15 protein-coding genes are annotated in these 16,012 nt (G+C 67.2%); 10 read left to right on the top strand and 5 right to left on the bottom strand.

The genetic code is table 11. The features are described from left to right. Positions 1 to 22: 22 nt before the first annotated feature. Positions 23 to 490, bottom strand: coding sequence for a hypothetical protein (locus tag H587_RS0110875; RefSeq protein WP_027176295.1), 468 nt, complete (start codon positions 488 to 490; stop codon positions 23 to 25). A gap of 179 nt (positions 491 to 669) precedes the next feature. Between H587_RS0110875 and H587_RS0110870 the strand changes: the two genes are divergently transcribed. Beyond that, on the top strand, positions 670 to 3,534 hold the full coding sequence (locus tag H587_RS0110870) for a DEAD/DEAH box helicase (protein ID WP_034609245.1): 2,865 nt from the start codon (positions 670 to 672) through the stop codon (positions 3,532 to 3,534). 9 nt (positions 3,535 to 3,543) lie between these two features. Here H587_RS0110870 and H587_RS20280 read toward each other — a convergent pair whose 3' ends face one another. Both H587_RS20280 and H587_RS20275 read right to left on the bottom strand, forming a co-directional pair. Continuing rightward, on the bottom strand, positions 3,544 to 4,125 hold the full coding sequence (locus tag H587_RS20280; protein ID WP_084630632.1) for a DUF4276 family protein: 582 nt from the start codon (positions 4,123 to 4,125) through the stop codon (positions 3,544 to 3,546). Beyond that, a complete protein-coding gene (locus H587_RS20275; protein ID WP_084630630.1) occupies positions 4,122 to 5,312 on the bottom strand; it encodes an AAA family ATPase in 1,191 nt (396 codons plus the stop codon). Before H587_RS20275 ends, H587_RS20280 begins: the two co-directional genes overlap by 4 nt. A 148-nt stretch (positions 5,313 to 5,460) precedes the next feature. On the opposite strand from H587_RS20275, the gene H587_RS0110855 reads away from it, so the two are divergent. The 8 genes from H587_RS0110855 to H587_RS0110820 all read left to right on the top strand — a co-directional run bounded on the left by H587_RS0110855 (position 5,461) and on the right by H587_RS0110820 (position 12,981). Then, positions 5,461 to 6,339, top strand: coding sequence for a DMT family transporter (locus tag H587_RS0110855; protein ID WP_027176293.1), 879 nt, complete (start codon positions 5,461 to 5,463; stop codon positions 6,337 to 6,339). Between the two features lie 43 nt (positions 6,340 to 6,382). Next, positions 6,383 to 7,234: a diaminopimelate epimerase gene (dapF, locus tag H587_RS0110850; RefSeq protein ID WP_027176292.1), complete on the top strand. Its 852-nt coding sequence runs from the start codon at positions 6,383 to 6,385 to the stop codon at positions 7,232 to 7,234. Positions 7,235 to 7,238: 4 nt separating this feature from the next. Next, positions 7,239 to 8,405 (top strand): DegT/DnrJ/EryC1/StrS family aminotransferase, encoded by a 1,167-nt coding sequence (locus tag H587_RS0110845; protein ID WP_027176291.1) that lies wholly within the window; start codon positions 7,239 to 7,241, stop codon positions 8,403 to 8,405. A 3-nt stretch (positions 8,406 to 8,408) separates the two neighbouring features. Next, entirely contained in the window at positions 8,409 to 9,038 is a 630-nt protein-coding gene (locus H587_RS0110840; protein ID WP_027176290.1) for an acetyltransferase, read from the top strand. 81 nt (positions 9,039 to 9,119) lie between these two features. Further along, positions 9,120 to 10,250 (top strand): DegT/DnrJ/EryC1/StrS family aminotransferase, encoded by a 1,131-nt coding sequence (locus tag H587_RS0110835; protein WP_027176289.1) that lies wholly within the window; start codon positions 9,120 to 9,122, stop codon positions 10,248 to 10,250. After that, the gene (locus H587_RS21260; protein WP_051202682.1) at positions 10,250 to 12,145 is read left to right on the top strand and encodes a polysaccharide biosynthesis protein; all 1,896 of its coding nucleotides are present in this window, start codon (positions 10,250 to 10,252) and stop codon (positions 12,143 to 12,145) included. Before H587_RS0110835 ends, H587_RS21260 begins: the two co-directional genes overlap by 1 nt. A 101-nt stretch (positions 12,146 to 12,246) precedes the next feature. Beyond that, positions 12,247 to 12,660 (top strand): HIT family protein, encoded by a 414-nt coding sequence (locus tag H587_RS0110825; RefSeq protein WP_027176288.1) that lies wholly within the window; start codon positions 12,247 to 12,249, stop codon positions 12,658 to 12,660. 30 nt (positions 12,661 to 12,690) lie between these two features. After that, positions 12,691 to 12,981: an integration host factor subunit alpha gene (locus H587_RS0110820; RefSeq protein ID WP_027176287.1), complete on the top strand. Its 291-nt coding sequence runs from the start codon at positions 12,691 to 12,693 to the stop codon at positions 12,979 to 12,981. Here the strand turns inward: H587_RS0110820 and H587_RS19725 are convergent. Both H587_RS19725 and H587_RS0110810 read right to left on the bottom strand, forming a co-directional pair. Next, positions 12,978 to 14,030: an SPOR domain-containing protein gene (locus H587_RS19725; protein WP_027176286.1), complete on the bottom strand. Its 1,053-nt coding sequence runs from the start codon at positions 14,028 to 14,030 to the stop codon at positions 12,978 to 12,980. The two genes, H587_RS0110820 and H587_RS19725, sit on opposite strands and share 4 nt — an antisense overlap. 190 nt (positions 14,031 to 14,220) lie before the next feature. Continuing rightward, positions 14,221 to 14,409: a ferredoxin gene (locus H587_RS0110810; RefSeq protein WP_027176285.1), complete on the bottom strand. Its 189-nt coding sequence runs from the start codon at positions 14,407 to 14,409 to the stop codon at positions 14,221 to 14,223. 264 nt (positions 14,410 to 14,673) lie between these two features. Here H587_RS0110810 and H587_RS0110805 point away from each other — a divergent pair, with 264 nt between their 5' ends. After that, entirely contained in the window at positions 14,674 to 16,011 is a 1,338-nt protein-coding gene (locus tag H587_RS0110805; protein WP_027176284.1) for a WD40 repeat domain-containing protein, read from the top strand. Position 16,012: the final 1 nt, after the last annotated feature.

Below are 16,012 nucleotides of genomic sequence, written 5' to 3'. Positions count from 1 at the left end.
CTCGCTGATCCGGTTTCGGTTCTTATTCCCCGCCGGGGACCGCGCCGCGCGACAGGTAGCGCTCGACGAGGGCCATCAGCCCCGGCATCTCTTCCGCGAAGATGCGGTCGTCAGCGGCCTTGCGCGCCTCGGCCCCGGCCGCGTCGAGGTACGTGGATCGCTGCGTCACGCACAGGGCCGCGCCACCGGGCGCGGGCAGCAGTTCAATGCTGTAGCGCATCGTCCGCTCCGCGCCAATGCGCGCGAACTCCACGGTCCGGTTGGGCTCGTGGCGGGTCTGGAGCCAGACCTCGCGGCCTTGCGTGGGGAACCGGGTGACGAAGACGCAGTCCCTCTCGGCGAAGCCCGAGACGCTATGGACCAGTTCGCAGGACCAATGGGGAATCCAGTCGTACTCGCGGGTCGGGCAGAGCAGGGGGAAGATCTCCTCCGGGGCGAAGCTGAAGAGGTGGCTGTAGGTGCGCGCCATGTGTCGGGAAAAGGCCGTCATGGGATTCTCCTTGGTTTGTGGGCCGAGGACAAACCGTGAGGCCGTAGACGGGTCAACAAAAAAACGCGGAACCCTCGCCCTGGGGCCTCCCGGCCGGGGACTCGCCTTTTCCGGCGGCAGGCGCTAGGAGGGGAGAGCGGGCGCGATCCCACCGCCCGGCCCGAGGAAGCTCCGCCCCGATGAACCCTGTCCTGGAATACGTCACCGCCCTGCTGGACTCCCCCCGCCTGGGAGGGCAGGTGGTGCATCACCGCCTGCTGCCCGGCCGCGAGGCGGCCTTCGCGGAGCCCGCCCGGCCTTGGGGGGCCTCGATGCGCGGCCTGCTGGAGACCCGGGGGCTTTCGGAGCTGTACGTCCACCAGGCCCAGGCCGTGAACCTGGCCCGCGCGGGCCGCAACGTGGTGGTGGCCACGCCCACGGCCAGCGGCAAGACCCTCTGCTACAACCTGCCGGTGATCGAGGAGGCCCTGCGCAACCCCGACTCCAAGGCGCTCTATCTCTTCCCGCTCAAGGCCCTGGCCCAGGACCAGCTGCGGGCCTTCGAGGAGTTGGCGGCGCCGCTGGGCAAGAGCGCTCCCACGGCCGCGATCTACGACGGCGACACGAGCCCCTACCGCCGCAAGAAGCTCCGCCAGTCCCCGCCGAACGTCCTGCTGACCAACCCGGAGATGCTGCATCTCTCGCTCCTGCCGCACCACGGAATCTGGGCCGAGCTGTTCGCGGGCCTGTCCTTCGTGGTCGTGGACGAGGTGCATACCTACCGGGGCGTGTTCGGTTCGCACATGGCCTGCCTGTTCCGGCGGCTCCTGCGGATCTGCGCCCTGTACGGCTCCACCCCGACCTTCATCTTCTGCTCGGCCACGGTGGGCAATCCGGAACAGCTCTGCACCCAGCTCACGGGGCTGCCCGTGGAGGGGGTCACGGAGTCCGGCGCGGCCCAGGGCGGGCGGCACATGGTCTTTCTCAATCCGGCGGACGGCCCGGCCCAGGCCGCGATCCTGCTTCTCCAGGCGGCCCTGGCTCGGGGGCTCAGAACCATCCTCTACTGCCAGTCGCGCAAGCTCACCGAGTTGGTGGCCCTCTGGGCCTCGGAGCGTTCCGGGCCGTACCGGGAGCGCATCAGCGCCTACCGCGCGGGCTTCCTGCCCGAGGAGCGCCGGGAGATCGAGGCCCGCATGTCCTCGGGCGAACTGCTGGCGGTGATCTCCACCAGCGCCCTGGAGCTGGGCATCGACATCGGCGGCCTGGACCTCTGCATCCTGGTGGGCTACCCGGGCACGGTCATGGCCACGCTCCAGCGCGGCGGCCGGGTGGGCCGCTCCCTGCGCGACTCGGCCGTGGCCCTGGTGGCCGGGGAGGACGCCCTGGACCAGTACTTCATGCGCCACCCCGAGGACTTCTTCGCCCGGCCGCCGGAGTGCGCGGTGCTCAACCCCCACAACCCGGTGATCCTGGACCGGCACCTGGTCTGCGCCACGGCCGAACTGTCCCTGCGCCTGGACGAGCCCTACCTGGCCGAGGAGCCGGTGCGGGCGCGGGTGGAGCATCTCCTCGCCGAGGGCGGGCTGTTCTTCACCGAGGACGGCAAGGAGGTGGTGGCCGGACGAAGGCGGCCCCACCGCGACCTGGATCTGCGCGGCGCGGGCCGGAGCCTGCACATCGAGGATCGCGAAGGCCGGGAGATCGGGACCATCGACGCCTTCCGGGCCTTCCGCGAGACCCACCCCGGCGCGGTCTACCTGCACCGGGGCCAGAGCTACGTCATCGCGGACATGGACCTGGAGACGAACCGGGTGCTGGCCGAGCCCCGGCGGGTGGCCTATTACACCCGCGTGCGCGGGCACAAGTCAACGGAAATACTGGAAGTTCATGATCGCGGCGCGGCCTTCGGCGCGCGGGTGAGCTTCGGCCGCCTGCGCGTCACCGAAGAGATCACCGGCTACGAAAAGCGGGCCGTGCGCGGGGGCAAGCTCCTGGGCATGGTGCCCCTGGACTTCCCGCCCCTGGTCTTCGAGACCGAGGGTCTCTGGTTCGAGATTGCCGACGAGATCCGCCGGGCCGCCGAGCAGGGCTATCTGCACTTCATGGGCGGCATCCACGCCATGGAGCACGCGGCCATCGGCATCCTGCCTCTGCTCGTGCTGGCCGACCGCAACGACCTGGGCGGCATCTCCACACCCTTCCACCCCCAGGTGGGTTCGGCGGCGGTGTTCATCTACGACGGCCTGCCCGGCGGAGCGGGCCTGACCCGCGAGGCGTTCGGCCGGGCCGGGGAACTCATCGTCGCCACCCTGCGGACCATCGAGGAGTGCCCCTGCGAAACCGGCTGCCCCTCCTGCGTGCACTCACCCAAGTGCGGCTCCGGCAACCGCCCCATTGACAAGGACGCGGCGCGCTTCGTACTGCGGAGCATCCGCGAAGGTCGGCCGCCGGAAATCGCGGCCCGGGAGGAAACGCCCATGTCCCAGACGCCGCAGCCTCAGCAGTCCTTGCTTTTGCGGAAAGCCGCGCCCCGGAATTTCGCCGTGCTCGACGTGGAGACGCGTTACGGGGCCGACGAGGTGGGCGGCTGGAACCGCGCCGACCGGATGGGCGTGAGCATCGCCGTGGTCTGGGACTCCGCGCGCGAGGAGTTCCGGGACTTTCCGCAGGAGGAGGTGCCCGCCATGGCCGAATTCCTGCGTGGCTTCGACCTCGTGGTGGGCTTCAACGTGCGCCGCTTCGACTACTCCGTGCTCCAGGGCGTGACGCCCTTCCCCTTCCACAGCCTGCCCACCCTGGACATGCTGGAGAAGGTCCACCAGCGGTTGGGCTACCGGCTCAAGCTGGACAACCTGGCCCAGGCCACCCTTGGCGCGGGCAAGTCCGCCGACGGACTCATGGCGCTCAAGTGGTGGAAGGAGGGCCGCCTGGACCTCATCACCGAATACTGCCGCCAGGACGTGGCCGTGACCCGCGACCTCTACGTCCATGGCCGTGACAACGGCTTCGTGCTGTTCCAGAACAAGGCCAAGCAGAAGGTCCGCCTGCCCGTGGAGTGGTAAGATAGGATATTATTCGGGCTGATAAGCAGATAGTTGAGTAACCATACGCCGGATCGCATCAATCAGATTGCGAAAACTGGCAGAGCGGCGATTTTCCAAATCAAGATGTGGGCCAATTGCGCGCGACCCACTAAGCTTTTGATATCGACCCCGTGTCAATCGCTTCAGTTCTTCTGAAGGGGAACCAAGGTTGTCCGGGTTGCGATACTTTTCCCGTCCTTGTTTTTTTACGAGTCCATGAAGGTTGAGGCCCTTCTCCACAGCTGCTAAATCTGCAAGATAGTAACTTTCTAACTCGCGACACGCTAGACGGACTAACGCATCAGGCCTTCCTGCTTCATTACATAATTCAACATATCGTGTTTTAAGGGCGATGCAATCAGGATGCGAATCCTGATCTCTTAATATGATAAAAGAAGCGTATCGATTATTATATCCTTTGATTTTTTTTGCGAGTTGTTTTTCTAAATCTTGTTTTCCCTCAAAAGGAATAAAGCGTGGATTGATATCTTGGGGGAGTAATTTTGGAAGTAGCCCCTCAAGCATGGCTTGCGCCGACAGCTCCTCTAGAAGAAAGACCAACTCTTTCATCGAGGATCGACTCCTGCGAAAAAGCCCTGCTTCCAAAGGTAACCCATCTTATCGCCTTCAGACATATAGCTGGTGATTTGGGGATCATCTTTGGCCCTATGAATTTCGGCATAGCCGTCTTTCTTGACGATCCATAACACTTCATCGAGTTCACAAGCATTTAAGAAGTCTGGTGAGTGAGTGGAAACAACAACTTGCCCTCCGCGAATGGAGTACAGTCGAAATTCTTCAGCCAATTCAGCGAGTAATGTTGGATATAATTGGTTTTCCGGTTCCTCTACGCAAAGAAGCGGATGGGGCTTTGGATCATTTAATAGGACAAGATATGCGAACATCTTGATTGTTCCATCAGATACATAGCGGTCAAGAAATGGTGTTTTAAATGATCCATCCTGAAATTGAAGGGTTAGATATCCATCTTCCATCAATAATGGTTTAACATTTTTTACGCCAGGAACTCGGCGCACCATACTCTTGAGGATGTTGTTAAATACTGCTTGATGGTGTTCATAGAGATACAGGGCAACTCGTGGCAGATTGTCACCTGTCTCGGAGAGGTGTTCAGACTCACCTGAGGCCTCTTTACGGCCGCGTGCCGCCCCAATATGAAAATCGGATACGTGCCACGCTTCAATCAGACGGCGGAACGCGTTGGCGGCCTTGAACCTCTCAAACTGTCCAAGACCTTTGATTGCCAGAATGTCTGGCGCATCAAGTTTTTGCTGCTCCCGCTCTAACTCCTCATCCGGTTTGTTGAAATCTTCTTCATTGCTGATGGCAAACCCTTCTCCTTCAGAAAAATTCAAGAAATGGAAGGGGGCGCCATGTCGTCCCCGTTTGTAGCGGAGTATTTCCCGCTTAATGACCGGAGCGCCTTGCCGTTCACCGATTTCCAAAGAATAGGTGACCAGTCGATCAATGCCGAGGATCTCCATGCGGTATTGAATTTCGATGAGTATGGTGTCTTCCCCCGCGTCCCGGCTGATCACTTCACGAAAACGCCCACGGCTGTCCAAGGCTTGCCGGACGTTTCCTTTCAGCGCGTCATGCAGAAAACCAAATACATCGAAGAAGGTGGACTTTCCTGAGCCATTAGCCCCTACGATCACGCAGAATTTTGGGATATCTTGAATGAAAACATCCCGAAAGATTTTAAAATTTTTGAGTCGGATGGATTCGATTTTCATGCGGCTGTACCTGCGATTTGAAAAGTGGCTTGGTTCAACAAGCCTGTAGCATCATCCGGGGGTGTGAGTCATCATCCTTGCGGTAGCCACCCCGCTTGAATTCTCCCTTCGAAACGGGCAGAACAGCCGCCTGTCACCCGGAGAATCCATGAACCGCAGCGCCGTCGCCAACATCCTGCTCCTGATCACCGCCCTCATCTGGGGTTGCGCCTTCGTGGCCCAGCGCCTGGGCATGGAGCACATGGGCCCCTTCACCTTCAACGGCGTGCGTTTCGCCCTGGGCTCCCTGGCCCTGGCGCCGCTGTTCCTGCGCCTGGAGCGCGGCGAGAGCGGCCGGACCCTGCGCCGCCCGCCCCTGGGCATGGTCCGGGGCGGCCTGCTCCTGGGCCTGGTGCTCTTCGCCGGGGCCACGCTCCAGCAGCAGGGCATCATCCACACCACGGCGGGCAAGGCCGGTTTCATCACCGGCATGTACGTGGTCCTGGTGCCCCTCCTGGGCCGCTTCCTGGGCCAACGCATCGGACTGGGCACGTGGATCGGCGCGGGCCTGGCCCTGGCCGGGCTCTACTTTCTCTCCGTGGGCGAGAGTCTGAGCGTCAATTTCGGCGACGTGCTCATCTTCATCGGCGCGTTCTTCTGGGCCGGACACGTGCTGCTCATCGGCTGGCTGACCCCGGGCATGACCGCCGGGCAGGCCGTGCGCCTCTCGAGCATCCAGTTCGCGGTCTGCGCCGTGCTCAGCCTGGGCGTGGCCCTGGCGGGCGAGGAGATCACCCTGGCCGGACTCCGGGGCGGACTCTGGCCCATCCTCTACGGCGGCTTCATGTCCGTGGGCGTGGCCTACACCCTTCAGGTGGTGGCCCAGCGCGACGCCAAACCCGCCCACGCGGCCATCATCCTCAACCTGGAGACCGTGTTCGCGGCCCTGGCCGGAGTCCTGCTCCTGGGCGAGGGCATGGACCTGCGCGGCGTCCTGGGCTGCGGCCTGATGCTCTCGGGGATGCTCGTCTCGCAATTCAAGCCTTGACGGCCGGGGGTTTTTCTCCAAGGATGGCCGTTTGGGAGGCTTCATGAGCACCATCTTCGACAACGGCGTGCCCTTCTACAAGATGCAGGGTTGCGGCAACGACTTCGTGTTCATCGACAACCGTTCGGCCAAGGTGCCCGAGGCGGACATGGCCGGCTGGGCCCGCAAGGTCTGCCGCAGGGCCTTCGGCGTGAGCGCGGACGGCCTCTGCTTCCTGGACGCCGCCCCGGCGGGCTCCGGCCTGGCCTATCGCTGGCATTTCTACAATTCCGACGGCTCGCGGGCCGAGATGTGCGGCAACGCCTCGCGCTGCGCGGGCAGGCTGGCCCACGCCATCGGCCTGGCCCCGGAGCGCCACTCCTTCGGCACGGACGCCGGTCCCATCGCCGCCGAGGTCTTTCCGGAGTCCGGGCTGGTCAAGGTCCAGCTCACCCCGCCCCGCGACCTGACCCTGGACATCGACCTGAGCCTGGGCTCGGACATCCTGCGTCTGCACTTCGTGATCATGGGCGTGCCCCACGCGGTGCTCTTCGTGGAGGACGTCGCGGCCGTGAACGTGCGTAAGCTCGGCCACGACATCCGCTTCCACGGCCGCTTCGCCCCGGCCGGGACCAACGTGAATTTCGTCCAGGTCCTGGACAAGGGCCGGATGCTCCTGCGCACCTACGAGCGCGGGGTGGAGGACGAAACCTACGCCTGCGGCACCGGCGCGGCCGCCTCCCAGATCGTTGCCGCCGGCCTGGGCCTCACCGGCCCCTCGGCCGCCCTGACCACCACCGGCGGCGAAACCCTCGGCGTGAGCCTGGAGGACGGCAAGGTCTTCCTCCAGGGCGCGGCCGAACTCACCTTCCAGGGCGAACTCTACCCCCGCGCCCTGGGCCTGCTCGGAGAATGATCCCATGCCCGTACGCCCCAAGGAGCGCTTTCTCGTCTTCGGTTCGCCGCTCATCCTCCAGGAGGAGGTGGACGAGGTCGTGGCCAGCATGCGTTCCGGCTGGCTCGGCACCGGGCCCAAGGTGGCCCGTTTCCAGAGCGACTTCGCGGCCTACGTGGGCGCGCCCCACGCCGCGGCCCTGAACTCCTGCACCGCGGCCCTGCACCTGGCCCTGGTGGCCTTGGATCTCAAGCCCGGCGACGAGGTCATCACCACGCCGCTGACCTTCTGCGCCTCGGTGAACGCCATCATCCACGCCGGAGGCACGCCGGTCCTGGCCGACGTGGACCCCCGGACCATGAACATCGACCCCGAGCGCGTGCGCGAGAAGATCACTCCGCGCACCAAGGCCATCCTGCCCGTGCACTTCGCGGGCCGGTCCTGCGACATGGACGCGCTCACCTCCCTGGCCCGGGAGCACGGCCTGTTCCTGGTGGAGGACTGCGCCCACGCCATCGAGACCACCTGGCGCGGCCGCCACGCGGGCACCTTCGGCGATCTCGGCTGCTTCAGCTTCTACGCCACCAAGAACGTGGCCACGGGCGAGGGCGGCATGGTCGTGTCCTCGGACGCCGAGCGCATGGCCCGGATCAAGATCCTGGGCCTGCACGGCATGTCCGCCGACGCCTGGAAGCGTTTCGGGGATGAGGGCTACAAGCACTATTTCGTGGTCGAGGCCGGGTTCAAGTACAACATGATGGACCTCCAGGCCGCCATCGGCATCCACCAGTTGGCCCGCGTGGAGGAGAACCACGTCCGCCGCCGGGCGGTCTGGGAGATGTACGACCGGGCCTTCGCGGATTTGCCCTTGGGCCTGCCCGCGCCCGAAGAGCCGAACACCCGCCACGCCCGGCACCTCTACACCATCCTGGTGGACGAGGCCCGCTGCGGCGTGTCCCGCGACGACTTCCTCACCCGCATGACCCGCGAGGGCATCGGCGTGGGCGTGCATTATCTGTCCGTGCCCGAGCATCCCTATTATCAGCAGCGCTACGGCTGGCGGCCCGAGGACTGGCCCGAGGCCATGACCATCGGGCGGCGCACCGTGAGCCTGCCGCTCTCGCCCAAGCTCTCGGACGCGGACGTGGCCGACGTGATCGAGGCCGTGCGTCTCATTCTCTCGGAGGGTTGACCCATGGACGTTCTCGTCATCGGCGTCGGGGGCCACGGACAGGTGGTGGCCGACATCCTCCTGGCCATGCGGGCTGCGGGTGACGCGGACGTGAACCCCGTCGGCTTCCTGGACGGCAACCCGAATCTCCAGGGCCGTGTCTTCCTGGGCCTGCCGGTGCTCGGCCAGGACCAGGACCTGAACGCCGTGCCCCACGACGCGGTCATCGTGGCCATCGGGGACAACGCCCGCCGCCGCCGTCTGTACGAACATCTCCTGCGCGCGGGCGAAGTCTTCGCCAACGCCGTGCATCCCTCGGCCGTGCTGGCCCCGGGCGTGATCCTGGAGCCCGGCTGCATGGTCTGCGCCCGGGCCGTGGTCAACACCGGGGCCGTGATCCTGGCGGACACCATCCTGAACACCGGCTGCGTCGTGGAGCACCACAACCGCGTCGGGCCCCACGCCCACGTGGCCCCGGGCGCGGTCCTGGGCGGCGAATGCGTCGTGGGCGAGGATGCCCTGGTGGGCATCGGGGCCACGATCCTGCCGCGTGTGCGTCTGGGCGACGGGTGCGTGGTCGGGGCCGGGGCCGTGGCCGTGCGCGACGTGGCCCCCGGAATCACCGTGGTGGGCGTGCCCGCCCGCCCCCGCTGATCTTTCCAACGCCGGAACGGCGTCCACGATCGCAAACCGGCCGGGAGCCCGTGGCGTGCCCCTCCGGCCCGGGAGAACCGCATGCCGCGCATGTTTCTTTCACCGCCGCACCTGAGCGGGGAGGAGTTCGAGCTGGTCCGGGAGGCCTTCGACTCGGGCTGGATCGCGCCCCTGGGCCCCATGCTCGAGGCCTTCGAGCGGGCCTTCGCGGAGATGTCCGGCATCCGCCATTGCCTGGCCCTGTCCAGCGGCACGGCGGCCCTGCATCTGGGCTTGCGCATGCTCGGGGTCGGCCCCGGAGACGTGGTCCTGGCCTCCACCCTGACCTTCGTGGGCGGCGTGGCCCCGGCCGCGCAGCTCGGCGCGGAACTCGCCTTTGTGGACTGCGATCGGGCCACCTGGACCATGGACCCCGCGCTCCTGGAGGAGGCCCTGGAGACCTACGCCCGCGAGGGCCGCGTGGTGCGCGCCGTGATGCCCACGGACCTCTACGGCCACTGCGCGGACTATGACAGGCTTCAGGAAATCTGCGACCGCCGCGGCGTGTCCCTGCTGGTGGACGCGGCCGAATCCGTGGGCTCCCGCTACAAGGGACGGCACGCGGGCCAGGGCGCGCGCGCGGCGGCCTTCTCCTTCAACGGCAACAAGATCATCACCGCCGGGGGCGGCGGCCTGCTGGCCTCGGACGACGGGGCCCTCATCGCCGAGGCCCGGCGGCTCTCGCAGCAGGCCCGCGACCCGGCCCCGCACTATGAGCACAGCACCCTCGGCTACAACTACCGCCTGAGCAACGTGCTGGCCGCCATCGGCCTGGGCCAGCTGCGGGCCCTGCCCGGCCGGGTGGAGCGGCGGCGGGAGATCTTCGACGAATACCGTGAGTTCCTGGGCCGGGCCCCGGGCGTCACGTCCATGCCCGAGGCGGAGTGGTGCCGGGGCAACCGCTGGCTCTCGGTGGTCCTCCTGGACCGGGAGGCCTTCGGCCTGGGGCCCGAGGAGGCCCGCCTGGCCCTGGAGGCCCGGGACATCGAATCCCGGCCCCTGTGGAAGCCCATGCACCTCCAGCCCGTGTTCCGGGACGCGCGGGTCTTCGGCGGGGCCGTGAGCGAGGAGCTTTTCGCGCGCGGGCTCTGCCTGCCCTCGGGCACGGCCATGACCCGGGAGGACGTGCGGGCCGTGTCCCGCGTCCTCCTGGAGGCGGCGGGGAAGGGCTGATGCGCGCGCCCCTGGCCAACGCGCGCAACCCGCGTTTCTGGATCATGGCCGGGGCCGACGCCGCGCTCTTCGGCCTTTCGCTCTGGCTGGCCTACCAACTGCGTTTCGACTTCGCCCCGCCGCCCGCCTTCATGGAGCAGCTTCCCGGCGTCCTGATCCTGGCCGTGCCGCTCAAGGCCGTGTTGTTCCTGATTTTCGGCCTCTACCGGGGCATGTGGCGCTACACCGGTCTGGCCGACCTGAAGCGCCTGGTGCGGGCCGTGGCCCTGGCCGAGGTGCTTCTGGTGGTGGTCATCCTCTACCGGCACGGTTTCGTGGGTTTTTCCCGCAGCGTCTTCGTCCTGGACGGGTTGCTGGCCCTGCTGCTGACCTCGGGACTGCGCCTCGGGGTGCGGACGTTCTTCGCCCGGCGCTTCGGCGCGGCCGCCGGTCCCGGCCGCCGCGCGCTCATCGTGGGCGCGGGCCGGGCCGGGGAGATGCTTCTGCGCGAAATGGCCGCCGATCCGGGGCTGGGGCTGCGGCCCGTCGGCTTCCTGGATGACGACGCGGCCAAGCGCGGCCGGACCATCCACGACCTGCCCGTGCTCGGGCCCGTGTCCGAACTGGCGGCCGTGGCCGCGCGCGAGTCCGTGGACGAGGTGATCATCGCGGTCTCGCGGGCCACGCCGGAAGAGATGCGGGCCATGCTGGAGACCTGCCGGGCCACGGGGCTGCCGCACAAGATCCTGCCCGCCCTGGACCGGCTGCTGGACGGCTCCGGAGTGGCGGCGGCCCTGCGCGAGGTGGATTACCCCGACCTGCTGGGCCGGGAGGAAGTGCGCCTGGACGAGGCGGGCATCCGTTCCATGCTGGCCGGGCGGGTGGTTCTGGTCACGGGCTGCGGCGGCTCCATCGGCTCGGAGCTGGCCCGCCGGATCATCGGCTTCGGCCCCGCGCGGCTCGTGCTCCTGGACCAGGGCGAGTACAATCTCTACGCCGTGCGCGACGAGCTGGAGCGGGAGATGGGCTTCCGTGATCTGGCTGCGGTGCTCGGCAGCGTCACCGACCGGGAGCTCCTGGACCGAGTTCTGGCCGAACACCGTCCGGCCGTGATCTTTCACGCGGCGGCCTACAAGCACGTGCCCATGATGGAGGAGAACCCCTGGCAGGCCGTGCGCAACAACGTGCTCGGCACACGGGAGCTCATGGCCGCGGCCGTCTCCGCCGGAGTGGAACGCTTCGTGCTCGTGTCCACGGACAAGGCCGTGCGCCCGGCCAACGTCATGGGCGCGTCCAAGCGGGTCACGGAATTGCTCATGGCCTGCTTCGCGGGCGGGCCGACGCGTTTCATGGCCGTGCGCTTCGGCAACGTGCTCGGCTCCAGCGGCTCGGTGGTCCCGCTCTTCCGCCGCCAGATCGAGCGCGGCGGGCCCGTGACCGTGACCCACCCCGAGGCCGCGCGCTACTTCATGAGCATCACCGAGGCGGCCCAGCTCATCCTCCAGGCCGGAGCCATGGGCCGGGGCGGGGAGGTCTTCGTCCTGGACATGGGAGTGCCGGTGAAGATCGCGGACATGGCCCGGGATCTCATCCGGCTTTCAGGCAAGGAGCCGGACCGGGACGTGCGCGTCGTCTTCACCGGCCTGCGGCCCGGGGAGAAGCTGCGCGAGGAGCTGATCACCGGGGGCGAGGGCATTTTGCGCACGGAACACGAGAAGATTCTCGTCCTGGGCTCCGCGCCGCCGGACCCCTTGGTCGTGGCGCGGGGCGTGGAGCGGCTGGCCCGGGCGGCGGAAATCCACGACGCCGAGGCCATCCGGGCGGCTTTCCAGGCCTTGGCCCCGGAGTACGCGGCCGCTTCCGACGATTCTTCGGCCCCGGCGGCCTCCCCGCGTCGGCCCGAGGATATTCCTTGATATACCAATGCGGTTGAGATAAATACAATTGTATACGTGGAGCTTGGCCCCGGTGATCGAGGTTTCAAGCCGTTTTTTGCAACTGGTTGGGAGGCTTGGGAATGTCCAGTGAATGCATTTTCTGCCGGATCGCGGCCGGGGAGATTCCCTGCGCCAAGCTGTACGAGAGCGAAACGATCCTGGCTTTTCTGGACATCGCCCCGGTGCGCAAGGGACACGCCCTGGTGGTGGTCAAGGCGCACTATCCCGACCTCTGGAGCCTGCCCGCCGACCTGGGCGGCGACCTCCTGGCGGCCATGCAGGCCGTGGGACGGGCCGTGGTCGAGGCCACCGGCGCGGAAGGACTCAACGTGGGCATGAACAATCGCGCGGCGGCGGGGCAGGTGGTGCCCCACGCCCACTTCCACCTGATTCCCCGGAACGCGGGCGACGGGCTGGCCCTCTGGCCCCAGTCGTCCTATGCCGGGCAGGAGGAAATGGTCCGGTTGGCCGAAGCCATCCGCGCCAGGATCTGAGACGGGCCGTCGGCCCTCAAGGAGGCGAACATGAGTGGGCAGACCCTGACCAAGGCCGGCATCGTGGATTACATCTACGAGAAGACGGACAAGAATCGGGCCGAGATCAAGGAGCTGGTCGAGGTGGTGCTGGATCTCATGAAACAGTCCATCAAGAAGGACCACGCCCTGCTCGTGAGCGGCTTCGGCAAGTTCGAGGCCTATCCCAAGAAGGCCCGCAAGGGCCGCAACCCGCAGACCAGCCAGACCATCACCCTGCCTCCGCGCAAGGTCGTGGTCTTCCGCCTGTCCCGCAAGTTCAGGGCCGAGCTGAACCCCTAGTCGCCCACGACGTAGCTCGAGGGGAACTCCCCCTTGAGCGCGCCCTGGGCCGCGCCCGCGCGGGCCTTGTCCGCGAAGGCGCCCGCCTGGACCCGGTAGAGCGTTTTGCCGTCCTTGCGGCTCTCCGTCATGCGCGAGTTCCCGTAGCCTTGGGCCTTGAGGCGCTTGACCAGCGCCTCGGCGTTGGCCTTGCTGGAAAACGATCCCACCTGCACGTAGTAGCGGCCTCCCGCGGCCGCCGGAGCGGCCTGCGCCTTGGCAGGGGCGGGCGTCTTGGCCGCAGCCGGTTCAGCCTTGGCCTTGGCCTGCGCCTTGGCAGGGGCGGGCTGCGCCTTGGCCTGCGCCGCCTTGGTCTTCGAGGACTTGGACTTGGAGGCGGCTTTCGGGGCGCTCACGCGGCCCTCGGCCTCGTCGGCGGTGATCCGGTCCTCCGGGCTCACCGCGTTCTCGTCCTCCTCGACCCGGGTGGGCTTGCGCGCGGGGGCGGCCTTGGGCTTTTTCGCGGCAGCGGCCGCCGCCTTGGCCGCCGCCTTGGCGGCCTTGCCCCGGGGCCGGTCCAGCACCCGCAGGCCGACCTGGGCCGTGTCCGAGCCGGTCATGCCCAACTGCTCGGCGGCCGAGCGGGACACCTCGATGAGCCGCCCGTCCTTGGGGTTGCGGTCGGTGATCATGACCACCGACCGGCGGCTGTTGTCCAGGTTGGTGACCTCGACCTTGGAGCCCACGGGCAGGGTGGCGTGGGCCGCCGTGAGCCCGGGCAGCTCGGACCAGGAACCCGCGCCGGTCTGGTCGAAGGCGTCCTTGCCCAGGGACTGCTTGAGCGCCGCGATCTGATGGTCGGAGAGGTCGGACTCGCGCGCCAGGGCCTTGGCCTGGGGCCTGGCCCGATCCTCCTGCCCGGCGTGGCGCGGCTGGTCGGCCCCGAGAACCGCCTCGGTTTCCTCGGCCTGTTCGACCTCGCCCGGCAGGCTGGTCTGCTGCCGGGCGGCGCAGCCGGCAAGCAGGTACAGGATCAGGAACGCGATGGGCGCGAGTTTCAGGGTTTTCATGACAACCCCTTGGTTCCTTTGCGTTATTCAGTTTTTCTAGATTTTTTCAAACCTAGCGGAAAACCGGGGAACCCGCAAGCCCGGCTTGGTGGGCGGGGAGGCCTTCGTGCCTGCGGCGAAAAAAAAGACCCCCGGCGGGCGGGCCGGGGGTCAAGGCGCGGGAGGGACTGCCCGCGCGGCAGTGGAAGTTCTACTCTTCCTCGACGGTGATGGCGCCCTGCTCGCAGGACTCCACGCAGGACTCGCAGCCCACGCATTCCTCGAGGTTGACCACGGCGGCCTTCTCGTTCTGCAGCTCGTAAACCTCGGAGGGGCAGATGTCCACGCAGCTGCCGCAGCCGATGCACTTGTCCTCGTCAACGGTGATCTTGTAACCCATGGCGGACTCCTCGAAAAAATGATTTTAGAGATTGAACGCAATGCATCCGGGACAGACCCCGGATTGATACCCGTCGATGAGGGGCGCGGCCCGCGACGGACTGTCTCCCCCCGGGGACCACTTAACAGAAAAACATCGCCCGAGGCAATGGGCAAGGGGCCGTTTCAATGGGCGCCGCAAGCCGCCTGAAAGTTCAGCCGGTTAGACCTCCGACGTCGACCGCAAGCCTTGCCCGGAAGCGGGCTTTGACATAGACTGTGTTCCATGCTCGTCTGGCGCCTGCTTCTCCTTGCCTGCCTCCTCCTGCCGCTGGCCTGCGGAGCCGGGCGGCCGGAGGTTCAGCCCAGGCCCGAGCCCGTGGTTCTGGAGCCGGACCTGTCGGTCCCCTCGGAGTCCTTGCCGGATCTGCTCTTTCGGGCCCGGCGCGGGCAGTCCTTCGACGAGGACCAGCTCTACAGCCCGCCGCCCGAGAGCGCCCTGGGACAATACGTCTTCCAACTGACCCGTCGGCCCGCCACGCTTTACCTTTTTGACCAGGCCACGGCCTATCAGGCCACGGATGCGAGCTTGGCCGTGGCCCTGGCCGACGGCACGATCCGCCTCTTCGGCGACCGCCCCTGCTCGGGTTTGCGCCTGGAAAGCGGACCGGCCCGTCTGCTCTCCTGGCTGCCGGGGGCTCGGCGTTTGGCCGCCGCCGACGCGGACGGCACCCTGCTCATCGTGGACACCGAATCCTGCCGCCTGGATGGACGCCACGCCCTGTCCGGAGCGGTCACGGCCCTGGCCGTGTCGCCCTCCGGGGCCTGGCTGGCCGCCGCCGACGTCTCGGGTTCCGTATGGTGCGCGGAGCAGGGCGCGGGCGCGCCCCGGGCCGTGTCGCTGAAGCTGCCGTCGCCTTGCCTGGCCCTGGGTTTCAGCCAGGGCGACGGGGTGCTCCTGGCGGCCTGTTCCGATGGTTCGGTGTTTCTCTTTTCGCCCGCCCAGGACAAGCTCCTGGACAGCTTCCGCGCCCGCGGCGGGCCCTACGAGACGGCCCGCCTCATCGACGGCCGGGTGGAGTTCGGCCTGTCCGGCGGCCGGGTGGAGTCCTTCGACCTGAGTGACGGCAGGTCCTCGGGCCTGGGGCGTGGAGAGAGCGGCTTCGGTCTCGAGGGCGGCGTGCTGACCTACCGCACCTGGTACAACGTGCCCCAGCAGCGCCTGCTGCCCGGCCCTATACGCCTCTCCGCCGAGGTCTCCCGCACGGCCGCCCTGGTGCGCGTCCACGAGCCCGACGGCTCCCTGCGCTGCTACGCGGCCGACGGCGGCGCGCCCGCGCCTTGCGCCGAGGCCGGGGACTGGGAGCCCAAGGTTCTGGACCAGGACGGCCGTTTCCGCCACAAGGACCACGAGTACGCCGTCGCCGACCGCGTGTTTCAGGTGGAGCACGCCCGGCTGCTCTGCCGCTTCGTGCCCGGCCAGGGCTTCCATCTCTGGTGGATTCAGGCCGAACGGCCCAACAGCGCCAATCCCCTGCAGGGGCACCTGCCCATCCGCGAAACCCTGGACCCTGGCGAGACCGTGCGCTGGGTGCCGCTCAACCCGCCCAAGGAACTCCCCTAAG

It is taken from the genome of Desulfovibrio aminophilus DSM 12254 (assembly GCF_000422565.1).
Taxonomy (GTDB): domain Bacteria; phylum Desulfobacterota; class Desulfovibrionia; order Desulfovibrionales; family Desulfovibrionaceae; genus Aminidesulfovibrio; species Aminidesulfovibrio aminophilus.
The sequence above is the reverse complement of the archived record's forward strand: the minus strand, read 5'-3'. Positions and strand labels throughout refer to the sequence as shown.

Bases quoted from the DNA above. Each gene is read 5' to 3' on its own strand.
- dapF (WP_027176292.1), top strand. From the start codon at position 6,383: ATGAGCACCATCTTCGACAACGGCGTGCCCTTCTACAAGATGCAGGGT.
- H587_RS0110875 (WP_027176295.1), bottom strand. From the start codon at position 490: ATGACGGCCTTTTCCCGACACATGGCGCGCACCTACAGCCACCTCTTC.
- H587_RS0110820 (WP_027176287.1), top strand. From the start codon at position 12,691: ATGAGTGGGCAGACCCTGACCAAGGCCGGCATCGTGGATTACATCTAC.
- H587_RS21260 (WP_051202682.1), top strand. From the start codon at position 10,250: ATGCGCGCGCCCCTGGCCAACGCGCGCAACCCGCGTTTCTGGATCATG.
- H587_RS0110835 (WP_027176289.1), top strand. From the start codon at position 9,120: ATGCCGCGCATGTTTCTTTCACCGCCGCACCTGAGCGGGGAGGAGTTC.
- H587_RS0110805 (WP_027176284.1), top strand. From the start codon at position 14,674: ATGCTCGTCTGGCGCCTGCTTCTCCTTGCCTGCCTCCTCCTGCCGCTG.
- H587_RS0110825 (WP_027176288.1), top strand. From the start codon at position 12,247: ATGTCCAGTGAATGCATTTTCTGCCGGATCGCGGCCGGGGAGATTCCC.
- H587_RS0110870 (WP_034609245.1), top strand. From the start codon at position 670: ATGAACCCTGTCCTGGAATACGTCACCGCCCTGCTGGACTCCCCCCGC.
- H587_RS19725 (WP_027176286.1), bottom strand. From the start codon at position 14,030: ATGAAAACCCTGAAACTCGCGCCCATCGCGTTCCTGATCCTGTACCTG.
- H587_RS20280 (WP_084630632.1), bottom strand. From the start codon at position 4,125: ATGAAAGAGTTGGTCTTTCTTCTAGAGGAGCTGTCGGCGCAAGCCATG.
- H587_RS0110810 (WP_027176285.1), bottom strand. From the start codon at position 14,409: ATGGGTTACAAGATCACCGTTGACGAGGACAAGTGCATCGGCTGCGGC.
- H587_RS0110845 (WP_027176291.1), top strand. From the start codon at position 7,239: ATGCCCGTACGCCCCAAGGAGCGCTTTCTCGTCTTCGGTTCGCCGCTC.
- H587_RS20275 (WP_084630630.1), bottom strand. From the start codon at position 5,312: ATGAAAATCGAATCCATCCGACTCAAAAATTTTAAAATCTTTCGGGAT.
- H587_RS0110840 (WP_027176290.1), top strand. From the start codon at position 8,409: ATGGACGTTCTCGTCATCGGCGTCGGGGGCCACGGACAGGTGGTGGCC.
- H587_RS0110855 (WP_027176293.1), top strand. From the start codon at position 5,461: ATGAACCGCAGCGCCGTCGCCAACATCCTGCTCCTGATCACCGCCCTC.